The organism is Bradyrhizobium sp. RT6a, from assembly GCF_040547675.1.
Classification (GTDB): domain Bacteria; phylum Pseudomonadota; class Alphaproteobacteria; order Rhizobiales; family Xanthobacteraceae; genus Bradyrhizobium.
Genome location: NZ_JBEPQC010000001.1, coordinates 225,043 through 238,565, shown reverse-complemented (window position 1 = coordinate 238,565; position 13,523 = coordinate 225,043). Strand labels below are relative to the sequence as shown.

Here is a 13,523-nt window from a genome sequence, read left to right as displayed (position 1 = left end):
TACCGCCACGCATTCTCCTCTCGCCGCATTGATGTGGCCAGTCCGCCCCCGTGAAACCGTCGGCGCTTTGCGTGCTGTCGTGCTGATTGCGCTCGGTACCGCCTTGATGGCGCTGTCAGCCAAGGTGAACCTGCCGCTGCCTTACGTGCCCATGACGTTGCAGACGCTGGTCGTGTTGATGATCGGCGCCGCCTATGGCTGGCGGCTTGGCAGCGCAACCATGATCGCCTACCTCGCCGAGGGCGCAATGGGCCTGCCGGTGTTCGCCGGCCCCGTCGGTGGAATTGCACCGCTGGTCGGCCCGACCGCGGGCTATCTGTTTGGCTTCGTCGGCGCCGCCTTCGTCACCGGCTGGCTCGCCGAGCGCGGCTGGGATCGCAGCGTAATGCTGCTGTTTGCTGCCATGGCCGTCGGCCACATCCTCATTCTGGCCGCAGGCTTTGGCTGGCTGGCGTTCGGTCTCGGCCTTGGCGCCGCAAAGGCGTGGCAGGTCGGCCTGATGCCGTTCGTTGCGGCGTCGCTGGTCAAGAACGCGCTGGGCGCGACGTTGATGCCGGCGATACGCCGGGTGGTCGATCGCGGGTAAAGCGCGCAATAACGAGCAGTTCCGATTGACAGGGCCGGCCAAGTTGATCTTGGCTGGCTTGGCGTTTGAGGGGGAGTGAAACAATGACGACGACAACGATGGCGGGGGCGCCGGTCGCGCCGCCCGCCGCCAAGCCGTGGTACAAAGTACTTTATATCCAGGTGCTGATCGCGATCGTGCTCGGCGCCATCGTCGGCTGGCTCTGGCCGTCAGTCGCCACCAATGAGTGGATCAAGGCACTCGGCGACGGCTTCATCAAGCTGATCAAGATGGTGATCGCGCCGATCATCTTCTGCACCGTGGTCTCGGGCATCGCCCATATCCAGGACGCCAAGAAGGTCGGCCGCATCGGCGTCAAGGCGCTGGTCTATTTCGAGATCGTCTCGACCTTCGCACTAGTGATTGGTCTCATCATCGGCAATCTGGTGAAGCCGGGTGCGGGCTTCGGCGGCGCCGCCGCCAACGCGCAGGCCGTCGCCAACTACGCCAAGCAGGCCGAAGGCCAGAAGTCGGTCGACTTCGTGCTGCACATCATTCCGGACACCGTCGTCGGCGCGTTCGCGCAAGGCGAGATCCTGCAGGTGCTGCTGTTCTCGGTGCTGTTTGGCTTCGCCATCATGGGGCTCGGCGAACGCGGCCACACCATCCGCAGCTTCATCGACGACGCCGCGCATGCGGTGTTCGGCGTCATCTCCATCGTGATGCGCGCGGCGCCGATCGGCGCCTTCGGCGCGATGGCCTACACCATCGGCAAGTTCGGCACCGGGGCGATCCTCAACCTGATCGGCCTGATCGCGACGTTCTACGTGACCGCGGCGCTGTTCGTGTTCGTCGTGCTCGGAATCATCGCGCGCTTCGCCGGCTTCTCCATCTTCAAGTTCCTAGCCTACATCAAGGACGAGCTGTTGATCGTGCTCGGCACCTCGTCCTCGGAAAGCGCGTTGCCGTCCCTGATGGAAAAGCTCGAGCGCCTCGGCTGCTCCAAATCGGTGGTCGGCCTCGTGGTGCCCACGGGCTATTCGTTCAATCTCGACGGCACCAACATCTACATGACGCTGGCGACGTTGTTCATCGCGCAGGCGCTGGGCTTCGATCTCTCCTTCAGCCAGCAACTCACCATCCTGGTGGTGGCGATGCTGACCTCGAAGGGGGCCTCCGGCATCACGGGGGCGGGCTTCATCACGTTGGCGGCGACGCTCGCCGTGGTCGATCCGCGCCTCGTGCCGGGCATGGCGATCGTGCTCGGCATCGACAAGTTCATGAGCGAGTGCCGCGCGCTGACCAATCTGTGCGGCAACGGCGTTGCCTGCGTGATCATCGCCTGGTGGGAGGGCGAGCTCGATCGCGACAAGCTCAACGCCAACCTCGCCAAGCAGATCGATCCGACCGACATGGAAACGGCGCTCACGACGGACTGATCTGCAAGCTGTCACCGACGGCGCGCCGTCAGGTCTTGAAATAGCAGGGCTGGTCGAGATCCTCGATCAGCCCTTTTTCTTGCGGTGACCAGTCGAGATCCTCCTCGCGAGCGCAGAGCGCTAGAACCGCTCCGGCCGATATGGCGTCGGATCGATCGCGGGCGTTTCGCCGCTCATCATCTCGGCCAGCAGGCGCCCGGTCGCTGGTCCCAGCGTAAAGCCCTGGTGGCCGTGGCCGAAGTTCATCCAGAGGCCGGGATGGCGTGGGGCAGGGCCGAGCACCGGCAGCATGTCGGGCGTGCAGGGGCGGGTGCCGAACCACGGGTCGGGCTCGACCCGCTTGCCGAGGTCGATCAGCTCGCGTGCGGAGGCTTCCGCGCTGGCGAGCTGCACGGGCGTCGCGAGCGCGTCCAGGCCGGTCAACTCCGCGCCGGTGGTGATGCGAATGCCTTTGGCCATCGGACCCATGGCGTAGCCGCCGGCCTTGTCGACCAGCGGCAGATCGAGCGAGGCGCCGCCGCTGTAATGCATGTGGTAGCCGCGCTTGCGCACCAGCGGGACGCGATAGCCGAATTTGAGCAGGAGATCGGGCGACCACGGCCCGAGCGTCACGACGGCGTGGGCGGCTTCGATGTGTCCAATGTCGGTCGCGACCGACCAGCCGGCCGCGGTCTGCTGCAAGGTCTGGGCATCGCCAAGCACGATATTGCCGCCGAGGCGCTCGAACAGATCGGCATAGGCCGTGACCAGCGCACCGGGATCGGACACGGTCCAGGTGTCGAGCCAATGTATCGCGCCGGGCAGGTCGTCGCGCAGGACAGGTTCGGCCTTGGCGAGTTCGGCGCCCGAGAGCGCACGAAACCTCACGCCGAATTCGCGCTGGTCCTCTTCCGCCGCCTTGACGGCAAGATCGAACGAAGCTGCGTCGCGATGCAGGTGTCGGTATCCCGCGCGGCGGATCAGATTGTCGGCGTGGGCTTCGCGAATGAGGATGTCGTGCTCCGCCGTCGCGTAGGCGATCAGCCGCGCCCAGGCGTCGATGGCGTCACGATGCCGCTTCGGTGCCGAATGCCACCAATAGCGGAGCAAGGGCTCGATATGGAGATGAAGTGACGACAGGCTGTAACGCACGTCGTTGGTCCGGCCGGTCGCGATCTTCAGGAGCGTGGCGAGGTCGCGCGGCATCGGATAGGGGCGCACCGCTTCCGCCTGGATCATCCCGGCATTGCCGTAGCTGGTCTCGCGGCCCGGCTCCCTGCGGTCGATGAGCGTGACGGACCAGCCGCGCTGCTGGAGGTGCAGCGCCGCGCTGACGCCGATCATGCCGCCGCCGAGTACGATCGCGCTTTGCATTGAACTGACCTCGCCAAATCAAAACCGCCCGGCTTGGCCGGGCGGTTTCAACTATCTTGCTCGTCTATTCGCCGCCGCCGAAGCGGCGGGACCACCAGCCGGCGCGACGCGGTGCGGCCGACGTTTCGCTTGCCGCTGCGGGCGCGGGCTCCGGAGCCGGTGCGGGCGGGGCAACCGGCTCGGCCGCCTGAGCGACCGGTGCCGGTTCACTCTGGCTGCTCGACAGGAAGCTTACCTTTTCCCGAACCGTCGAACGGCGTCGTGCGGCCTTGTCGTCGGCGTGCTCTTCGTCCGCGGCAGCAGGAGCCGGCTCAGGCTGGGGCGTTGCCTCGGTCCGTGCCTCGATCTTTGCCTCGGCGCGCGGCTCTGGCTGGGTGACCTGCGGCTGCGAGGTGTGCTCGGCCTGCGCGATCGAGGGCGCAGTCTCGCCGCCAAAACCGTCGAAATCGGCGACTGCGTCGGTCGCTTCCGACGGCGCATTGGCAGCGAGCTCGTCGCTGATGGAGCCGGCGAGACCTTCCTCGCCAGGACCGCGACGGCGGCGGCCGCCACGGCGACCACGCCGGCGACGGCGATCGGCGCTGCCCTGCTGCTCGCCACGGGCTGCCTGTTCCTCGCCTTCCTCGCCGTCCGGCTCGGCCTCGGTCTCCTCTTCGCCTTCGCCGGCTGCCACGGCCGTCTCGGCAATGGCGGGAGCGCCATCCTCGCGCGTCTCCTCGTCGCGCTGGCCACCGCGACCGCGGCGGCGGCGGCGGCGCTTGCGGCGCTGGCCGTCCTGCTCGGTAGCGGCATCGCCTGCGGTCTGCTCCTCGGCGAGACCTTCGGTCTCTTCGGTCTCGACCTCGGATTCGGTCTCAGGATCGAACTCCTCGTCGTCATAGGCCTCTTCGACCAGGGGCGGCGGGCTTGCGGCCGCCTGCGCCACCAGCAGAGCCTTGGCGGCTTCCAGCGTATGCACCTGCTCGCCACGGTCGATGACATAGGCCTGCGGTCCGCTGACGCTCGAGTCGGCGATCACCGCCAACGTGACCTTGAAGCCGTTCTCGAGGTCGCGCAGATGGCCGCGCTTGTGGTTCAGCACATAGAGCGCGACGTCGGTGCGGGTGCGGACCACCAGATTGTGGGTCGCGCCCTTCATCAGGATCTCTTCGAGGCCGCGCAGCAACTGGAGCGCAACCGAGGATACCGAGCGCACATGGCCGGTGCCGCCGCAATGCGTGCAGGGATCGGTCGAGGATTCCAGCACGCTGGCGCGGATGCGCTGACGTGACATCTCGAGCAGGCCGAAATGCGAGATGCGTCCGACCTGGATCCGCGCGCGGTCCTGCCGGAGGCAATCGGACAGCTTGCGTTCGACCGCGCGATTGTTGCGCTTCTCGTCCATGTCGATGAAGTCGATGACGATCAGGCCGGCGAGGTCGCGCAGCCGAAGCTGACGCGCGACCTCCTCAGAAGCTTCGAGATTGGTCTTGAGCGCGGTGTCCTCGATATGGTGCTCGCGGGTCGAACGTCCGGAGTTGACGTCGATCGAGACCAGCGCTTCGGTCTGGTTGATCACGATGTAGCCGCCGGAGCGCAACTGCACGGTCGGCGAGAACATCGCATCCAGCTGGCTTTCGACGCCCATGCGCGAGAACAGCGGCTGGCCGTCGCGATACTGCTTCACCGCGCTCACATTGGCGGGCATCAGCATCTTCATGAAGTCGCGCGCTTCGCGGTAGCCGGATTCACCGGCAACTGAGATCTCGTCGATCTCCTTATTGTAGAGGTCGCGCAGCGAGCGCTTGATCAGCGAGCCTTCCTCGTAGACGAGGGTCGGCGCCTGCGACTTCAGCGTCATGTCGCGCACCGTCTCCCACATCCGGATCAGGTACTCGAAATCGCGCTTGATCTCGGGCTTGGTGCGGGCGGCACCGGCGGTGCGCAGAATGATCCCCATGCCCTCGGGCACGTCGAGATCCTGCACCACTTCCTTCAGGCGCGAACGGTCCTGCGCGCTCGTGATCTTGCGGCTGATGCCGCCGCCCCGTGCCGTGTTCGGCATCAAGACGGCATAGCGGCCGGCGAGCGAGAGGTAGGTCGTCAGCGCTGCGCCCTTGTTGCCGCGCTCTTCCTTGACGACCTGCACCAGCATCACCTGGCGGCGCTTGATGACTTCCTGGATCTTGTACTGGCGGCGGGGACGGAAGGTGCGCTCCGGCACCTCCTCCAGCACATCGTCGCCGCCGACGGATTCAACGACGTCCTCTTCGGCTTCCTCGTCGTCCTCGTCTTCGTCGTCATCCTCGGCCGTCGCTTCGGATTCGTGATGCGGAGGCTGCGCACTCTCGCCTGCGGCGTACACGGCGTCGGCAGGCTCAGCAGCCGCTGTCACGGCCTCGGCGAGATCGTCGGCGTGGGCGTCGGAGGCAACCTCCTGCGGCTCGGCAACGGCCTCTGTGGCGACCGCGGGCTCGGCGCCGATCGCTGCGACGGGCGCCGGTGTCTCGTCGGCATGATCATGGTCGTGATGATCGTGTTCGCCATGATGATCGTGGTCGTGGTCGTGATGATCGTGGGCGTGATGATCGTCACCATGGGCATGATGATCGTCGTGGTCATGCCCTTCGTGGTCATGTGCTTCGTGGCCGTGATGATCGTGGCCTTCGTGCTCGCCGTGATGCTCTGCGCCGGTGTGCAGGTGCTCGCCTTCGTGCGAAGCGCCCTCGGGCAGTGCCTCGCCCTGGACCTGCTGGGCGGCGGGATCGGTGCCTTCGACGACGTCGCTGCGGACGCGCTCGCCATGACTACGGCGGCGGGAATTGCGGTGGCGGGAGCGGCGGCGGCCTTGGGAGCGGTTCTCGCTCTCTTCCTCGGCCTCACGATGGGCCTGCTCTTCGGCTTCGATCAGCGCCTGCCGGTCGGCAACCGGGATCTGGTAATAGTCGGGATGGATTTCGCTGAAGGCGAGGAAGCCGTGGCGGTTGCCGCCATATTCGACGAAAGCGGCCTGGAGCGAGGGTTCGACCCTTGTGACCTTGGCGAGGTAGATATTCCCGCGCAGTTGCTTGCGTTGCGCGGTCTCGAAATCAAACTCTTCGACGCGATTGCCGCGGACCACGACGACCCGGGTCTCTTCCGGGTGAGTGGCATCGATCAACATCTTGTTGGGCATGTCTTAACTCTTGGCGGCGGCGGGCGCGATTCACCGTGGGCGCCATCAGCGCTGCCGGGTGACGCGACGGTCCACCTGATTCGGGGGTGAGGGGAAGGCCGAAACGCCGTCTCTCGCGCCTTGCCGAACCGGAAGCCGGAGGACCAAAGCGGCGCGCGGAATTGTCACTCCGCAGCGTCGCGAATGGTCCTTCAGAATTGGTCGGCACAGTCTGGCGCATCAAGCGTCGGCCCGTATGAAACATTGGGCGGCGGGGCCGCCCCTCAATCAGTTGCTGTTGGCCAGGCATGGCGCGAGCGCGCTCGCCTTGGGTAGTACGAACCGCTCCCTTGAGATTAAGGGACCGGGTAACGGGTTGCGCCGCTGTCAGAACCGTCCCGGAAACGTGGTGGTAACCGGAGACCGTCCGCCGCCGGGGCTTGCCCCGCTCCACCTCGCTGCCGCGCACCGCGCTGGACCTAGAGGGGAACGGAAAAACGCTGGAATTCCCAAACCTTGAGAGTTCCGGCGCTGCACCGGGAGGCTGAATGCGACACAACCGGAAATATCGGCCGTCAGCATTCCGTACATACGTGGATTGGGCCATCCGTGCAAGGAGCGTCGCACGGCGGTCACAGTCAGCGAGTTTCGCGTGTCTGTCATTAAGGATCGTTTAACCCTGTGGTTCTATTGCGTTAAAGAGGCTGCTCGGAGGCACGGAATCGGTGGCGAGCCGCGCAAATCAAAGGATCTTGCTGGGATGCGCGCTGCTCTGCGCGGCGGCATTGCCGTGTGCTGATTCCTCGCGCCTGAAGGCCGCGGAAAGTCAGCCTCAACTCCCTGTTGCATCAGCGAATTTTCCGACGGCCTCGGCCGCCCGGCTGGCCGGTGACGGCAGGCAAACTCGCTTTGTCCTCGACATCGACCAGACCGTTAGCTTCCGCGCCGTCGCCTTGGCCGACCCGTATCGGGTGGTGGTCGACGTCCCCCAGGTCAATTTTCAGCTTCCCGCCGGCACCGGGGCCGGCGGACGCGGGCTGGTCAAGGCCTTCCGCTATGGGCTGGTGATGCCCGGCGGCTCCCGAATCGTGTTCGACCTGACGGGCCCGGCCAAGATCGCCAATTCCTACGTGGTGGAGGCAGCCAACGGTCAGCCGGCGCGGCTGGTGCTCGAACTGGAGGAGGTCGAGCGCACCGCCTTCGTGCCGTCGCTGGCTCCGGAAAATCGTCCTGAGCTGCGGCCGGCAATTGCCGATCCGCCCCCCGCGACGGTTCCCGCATCTGCACACCGTGAAGCCGGGCAGAAGGCCGATGGCCGCGCGGTGGTCGTCATCGATCCCGGCCATGGCGGCATCGACAACGGCACGCAGTCGAGCGGCGAGAGCGAGAAGAATCTGGTGCTGGCATTTGGCCTGGCGCTGCGCGAACGGCTGGAAAAAACCGGCAAATATCGCGTGGTGATGACACGAGACGACGACACCTTCATCCCGCTCAACGACCGGGTCAAAGTCGCCCGCAGCCTCAAGGCGGCGTTGTTCGTCTCGATCCATGCCGACGCGCTGCCGCGTGCCGAGGGTGATGCGCAGGGCGCGACCATCTACACCTTGTCCGACAAGGCTTCCGACGCCGAGGCGCAGCGGCTGGCGGATGCGGAAAACCGGGCGGACGCCATCGCGGGCTTCAACCTCGCGGAGGAGCCGACCGACGTCGCCGACATCCTGATCGATCTCACCCAGCGGGAAACCCGCACATTTTCAAGTCGTTTTGCCCGGCTGTTGATGGGCGAAATGAAGTCGACGGTGCGAATGCACAAGCATCCCCTGAAGTCGGCCGGCTTCCGAGTGCTGAAGGCGCCCGACGTGCCGTCGGTCCTGGTCGAGATCGGTTATGTCTCCAACAAGGGCGACCTCGAGCATCTGGTCTCCGAAGGATGGCGGTCGCGTGCGGTAGGCTCCATGGCACAGGCGATCGACGGGTTTTTGGCCAAGCGGATGGCCACGGCCGGATCGAACTGACGACCGGGGGGTCTACGAATTGAGAGTGATTTTCCGTCACGCCGCAAAAGCCCTAGTTTGGCCACAGCGGGCGCTTTATAAAAACGCCGCAGGGGGTTCCGGAATCGGCGAGAATCCCGCTCGGCAAGCGTCTTGGGTCCGGCACTGATAGTAGTGAGTAAGGCCGGTGAATTCGCGATGGTTTGGCGCCTGTTTCGGGTGCCGAGGGCTGATCTTAAGCTGGTCTTGGGCTGATCTTTGGGCTGATCCAGAGTTTGAACGGATAAACAGATAATGCGCTTGCTGGTGCGGTTCATGGGCTTCCTGTTCGCCGCGGGAACGGTGTTGTTCCTTGTCGGGGTGGGTGCCATCGCAGGCCTGATCTGGCATTTCTCCAAGGACTTGCCTGACTACTCTCAGCTTCAGGATTACGAGCCGCCGGTGATGACCCGCGTGCACGCGACCGACGGCTCGCTGCTCGGCGAATATGCCAAGGAGCGGCGGCTGTACCTGCCGATCCAGGCGGTGCCGAAACTCGTGATCAATGCCTTCCTGGCGGCCGAGGACAAGAATTTCTACGAGCATGGCGGCATCGACTACACCGGCATGGCGCGCGCCGGCGTGGTCTACATCCAGAACTACGGCTCCAACCGCCGTCCGCAGGGCGCTTCCACGATCACCCAGCAGGTCGCCAAGAACTTCCTTCTGACCAACGAGGTCTCCTTCGCCCGCAAGATCAAGGAAGCCTTGCTCGCGATGCGGATCGAGAAGACCTACTCGAAGGACAAGATCCTCGAGCTGTATCTGAATGAAATCTATCTGGGCCTCGGCGCCTACGGCATCGCGGCCGCGTCGCTGGTTTATTTCGACAAGTCGGTGAACGAGCTGACGGTGGCGGAAGCGTCCTATCTCGCGGCGCTGCCGAAGATGCCCGCGACGCTGCATCCCGTCCGCAACCGCGACCGCGCCATCGAGCGCCGCAACTACGTGATCGATCGTCTGGTTGAGAACGGCTGGGTCAAGCAGGCCGACGCCGACAAGGCGCGCAAGGAGCCGCTGGCCGTTACCAGCCGTTCCAACGGCGCCCACACTTTCGCCGGCGAATATTTCGCCGAGGAAGTGCGCCGCGACATCTTCGAGCGCTATGGCGAGAAGAAGCTGTACGAGGGCGGCCTCTCGGTCCGCACCACGCTCGATCCCAAGATTCAGGTCATGGCGCGCAAGACCATGGTCGCCGGTCTCGTGAACTATGACGAGCAGCAGGGCTATCGCGGTGCCATCAGCAAGCTCGACATTTCGGGCGACTGGGGCGTGAAGCTCGCCGAGATCAAGTCTCTGTCCGATATCTCGCCGTGGCGCATGGCCGTGGTGCTGGAGACCAGCGACCAGTCGGCGCGCATCGGCTTCCAGCCGAGCCGCGAGCTCGGCGGCGCCGTGAGCAAGCAGCGCGAGACCGGCCTCATCACGCTCGACGGCATCAAATGGGCAAGAGCAGCCTCGGGAGCTGCGAAGGGCAGGGCGGCGAGCGCGGTGTCGCAGGTGCTCCAGCCCGGCGACGTGATCTACGCCGATCCGCTGTACAAGGACGCCCAACCTGTCGAAGGTCAGTACCGGCTGCGCCAGATCCCCGAAGTGTCCGGCGCGATGGTGGTGATGGACCCCTGGACCGGCCGCGTGCTGGCGATGGTCGGCGGCTTCTCGTTCGACCAGAGCCAGTTCAACCGCGCCACGCAGGCCTATCGGCAGCCCGGTTCGTCGTTCAAGCCGATCGTCTATTCGGCCGCGCTCGACAACGGCTATACGCCCTCGACGGTCGTGCTCGACGCGCCCATCGAGATCGACCAGGGCCAGGGCGCGGGCGTGTGGCGGCCTGAAAACTTCTCCTCGGGCAAATTCCAGGGGCCGGTGACGCTGCGCAACGCGCTGCGGCAGTCGCTCAACACGGTGACGGTGCGCCTCGCCCAGGACATCGGCATGCCCTTGATCGGCGAGTATGCCCGCCGCTTCGGCGTCTATGACGAACTGCCGAACTATCTGTCCTACGCGCTCGGCGCCGGCGAGACCACGGCGATGCGCATGGTCACGGCCTATTCGATGCTCGCCAATGGCGGCCGCCGGGTGAAGCCGACCCTGATCGACCGCATCCAGGATCGCTACGGCCACACCATCTTCAAGCACGACCAGCGCGAATGCCGTGGCTGCGACGCGCCGGGTGGCTGGAAGAACCAGAACGAGCCGCAGCTGATCGACCGCCGCGAGCAGGTGCTGGATTCCATGACTGCCTATCAGATCACGGAGCTGATGGAAGGCGTGGTCCAGGCCGGTACCGCGACCGTGGTCAAGCAGGTCGGCAAGCCGATCGCCGGCAAGACCGGCACCACCAACGAGGCCAAGGACGCCTGGTTCGTCGGCTTCTCGCCCGACGTCGCCGTCGCCATCTATATGGGCTACGACAAGCCGCGTCCGCTCGGCAAGGGTAACGCCGCGACCGGCGGCCATCTCGCAGCTCCCATCGCGCGCGACTTCCTCCAGCTCGCGCTCGCCGACAAGCCGGCAGTCCCCTTCAAGGTGCCGGCCGGCATCAAGCTGGTGCGGGTCGTCGCCAAGTCCGGCATGCGCGCCGGTCCGGGCGAGACCGGCGGAACCATCCTCGAAGCCTTCAAGCCGGGCACGGCGCCGCCGGACAATTATTCGGTCATCGGCGTTGCCGATGCCGACGGCCGCATGCCGGCGTCGCAGCAGCAGCAGCCGGATTCCGGCTTCTTCATGCGGCCGGGCACCGGCGGGCTGTACTAAGGGCTTAGGACAAGACAGACGTTCTGTGCGGCGGCGGTTGCGCTTTGCAGCCGTCGCAGCTACATCCCGTTGTCGTTAGACGCGGAACAATACCGCGAGATCAGAGAATCCCATGCGCGCCGAAATCGAACGGTTGGTAGAAGAGATCAAGCAGTCTGTCGGGCTGCTGAGGAGGCATCTTTGACGTCGAGAAATCGACGGCGCGCCTCGCTGAGCTGAACAAGCTCGCAGAAGATCCCAACCTCTGGAACGATCCCCAGAAAGCCCAGAGATTGATGCAGGAGCGCACCTCGCTTGAGGATTCGCTCTCCGGCATCGGCAAAGTCGAGCAGGAGCTCGAAGACGACATCGGCATGATCGAGCTCGGCGAAGCCGAGGGCGATGAGGGCGTCGTCAAGGAAGCCGAAGCCGCGCTGAAGACCCTCAAGAAGGAAGTTGCCCGGCGCGAGCTCGAGGCGCTGCTCTCGGGAGAGGCCGATAGTTTCGATTCCTATCTCGAAGTGCATGCCGGCGCCGGTGGCACCGAGAGCCAGGACTGGGCGCAGATGCTGCTTCGCATGTACTCGCGCTGGGCCGAAACCCACGGCTTCAAGGTCGAGATGCTGGAAGAGTCCGAGGGCGAAGAGGCCGGCATCAAGTCCGCGACCATCCAGGTCTCCGGCCACAATGCCTATGGCTGGCTGAAGACCGAGGCCGGCGTGCACCGCCTGGTGCGGATCTCGCCGTTCGATTCCAACGCGCGGCGGCACACCTCGTTCTCATCGGTCGCTGTGTTTCCGGTGATCGACGACACCATCAAGATCGACATCAAGGAATCCGACGTCCGCGTCGACACCATGCGCTCCGGTGGTGCTGGCGGCCAGCACGTCAACAAGACCGAGTCCGCGGTGCGGCTGACGCATATCCCGACCGGCGTTGCCGTGGTCTGCCAGGCCGGTCGCTCGCAGCACAAGAACAAGGCGCAGGCCTGGGACATGCTGCGCGCCAGGCTTTACCAGATCGAGCTGAAGCGGCGGGAAGAGAAAGCCGCCGCCGACCAGGCCGCCAAGACCGACATCGGCTGGGGCCACCAGATCCGCTCCTACGTGCTCCAGCCCTACCAGATGGTGAAGGATCTGCGCACGGGTGTGCAGACCTCCGACACATCAGGCGTGCTCGGCGGCGATCTCGACGACTTCATGGCCGCGACCCTGGCGCAGCGCGCCTTCGGCACTCCCAGCGCCGACATCGAGGACGTCGACTGATGCCCCGCATCGCCTTCATCGGGCTTGGACGGATGGGCCACGGCATGGCCGGCCGCTATCTCGATGCCGGCTTCACGGTGACGCTGTGGAATCGCAGCAAGGCCAAGGCGGAAGACTTGATCGCGCGCGGCGCGCTGTGGGCGACTTCGCCTGAGGATGCCGCGATCGACGCCGACGCGGTGGTGACCATGGTCGCCGATGACGAGGCCTCGCGTGCGGTCTGGCTCGGGCCCGAGGGCGCGGCCAAGACGGCCAAGGCTGGCACCATCGCGATCGAATGCTCCACCGTCTCCTATGATCATGCGCGTGAGATGGGCCGCGAAATGAACACGCGTGGGCTGATCTATATCGATTGCCCCGTGACGGGATTGCCGGATGCCGCCGCCAGCGGAAAGCTGACGCTGCTCGTTGGCGCCGATGCGGCCGATCTCGAACGCGCGCGGCCCTACCTGACACCGATCGGCTCGACCATCCGCCATTTCGGCGCGGTCGGCGCCGGCACGGTCTACAAGCTGATCAACAATCTGATGGGCGCGATCCAGATCGCCGGCCTCGCTGAGGGCCTTGCGATCGCCGAGCAGGCCGGGCTCGACATGAACCTGGTGCTGGACTCGATCCAGGCTGGCGTTGCCGCAAGCCCTCAGGTGCAGCGTCACTCCAAGCGCATGGTTGCCCGCGATTTTTCCGGCGCGACGTTCACGGCGGCGCTGCGGCACAAGGATGCCGCCTATGCGGTGAAGCTCGCCGAGAGCCTGCTGGCCGACAAGCCGCTGGTCGCGCGCGCCGCGGTCGAGGCCTACGCGCAGGCCAAGGCCGCGATGCCTGACGACGATGAAGGCAAGATGATCGAGCTGGTGTCGCGGCCGAAGAAGCCGTCGTAGCGGATCATAGCCACATAGGGCAGCCTCGTTCGAGCATCGGTTGTGTAAACCGACGTGTCATCGGAAATCGGGTGGCGCTGTTCGCCGCGCTGTCCTAGGGCGGCTGTCTCGCCCACCG

8 protein-coding genes are annotated in these 13,523 nt (G+C 65.4%); 6 read left to right on the top strand and 2 right to left on the bottom strand.

Going from position 1 to position 13,523, the window contains the following annotated elements; translation table 11 throughout:
• Positions 1–31: 31 nt before the first annotated feature.
• Together ABIC03_RS01205 and ABIC03_RS01200 are read left to right on the top strand one after the other, a co-directional pair.
• Positions 32–586, top strand: a complete 555-nt coding sequence (locus tag ABIC03_RS01205; protein WP_354057462.1) for a biotin transporter BioY — start codon at positions 32–34, stop codon at positions 584–586.
• A gap of 83 nt (positions 587–669) precedes the next feature.
• The gene (locus ABIC03_RS01200; protein ID WP_354054838.1) at positions 670–2,004 is read left to right on the top strand and encodes a dicarboxylate/amino acid:cation symporter; all 1,335 of its coding nucleotides are present in this window, start codon (positions 670–672) and stop codon (positions 2,002–2,004) included.
• A 120-nt stretch (positions 2,005–2,124) separates the two neighbouring features.
• On the opposite strand, the gene ABIC03_RS01195 is transcribed toward ABIC03_RS01200, so the two are convergent.
• Together ABIC03_RS01195 and ABIC03_RS01190 are read right to left on the bottom strand one after the other, a co-directional pair.
• Positions 2,125–3,357 (bottom strand): NAD(P)/FAD-dependent oxidoreductase, encoded by a 1,233-nt coding sequence (locus ABIC03_RS01195; protein ID WP_354054836.1) that lies wholly within the window; start codon positions 3,355–3,357, stop codon positions 2,125–2,127.
• Between the two features lie 64 nt (positions 3,358–3,421).
• Positions 3,422–6,511, bottom strand: a complete 3,090-nt coding sequence (locus ABIC03_RS01190) for an Rne/Rng family ribonuclease (RefSeq protein WP_354054834.1) — start codon at positions 6,509–6,511, stop codon at positions 3,422–3,424.
• Positions 6,512–7,215: 704 nt separating this feature from the next.
• Here ABIC03_RS01190 and ABIC03_RS01185 point away from each other — a divergent pair.
• The 4 genes from ABIC03_RS01185 to ABIC03_RS01170 all read left to right on the top strand — a co-directional run bounded on the left by ABIC03_RS01185 (position 7,216) and on the right by ABIC03_RS01170 (position 13,405).
• Positions 7,216–8,505: an N-acetylmuramoyl-L-alanine amidase gene (locus ABIC03_RS01185; RefSeq protein WP_354054832.1), complete on the top strand. Its 1,290-nt coding sequence runs from the start codon at positions 7,216–7,218 to the stop codon at positions 8,503–8,505.
• Between the two features lie 273 nt (positions 8,506–8,778).
• Complete coding sequence (locus tag ABIC03_RS01180) at positions 8,779–11,280, top strand: penicillin-binding protein 1A (RefSeq protein WP_354054830.1); 2,502 nt, start codon at positions 8,779–8,781, stop codon at positions 11,278–11,280.
• Positions 11,281–11,392: 112 nt separating this feature from the next.
• Positions 11,393–12,524, top strand: a protein-coding gene (gene prfB / locus ABIC03_RS01175) for a peptide chain release factor 2 (RefSeq protein ID WP_354054828.1) whose coding sequence is annotated in 2 segments (ribosomal slippage) — positions 11,393–11,461 and positions 11,463–12,524 — 1,131 coding nt in all. Because the reading frame shifts where the segments join, the coding sequence is not laid out codon by codon here.
• Positions 12,524–13,405 (top strand): NAD(P)-dependent oxidoreductase, encoded by an 882-nt coding sequence (locus tag ABIC03_RS01170; RefSeq protein WP_354054826.1) that lies wholly within the window; start codon positions 12,524–12,526, stop codon positions 13,403–13,405. Before prfB ends, ABIC03_RS01170 begins: the two co-directional genes overlap by 1 nt.
• Positions 13,406–13,523: the final 118 nt, after the last annotated feature.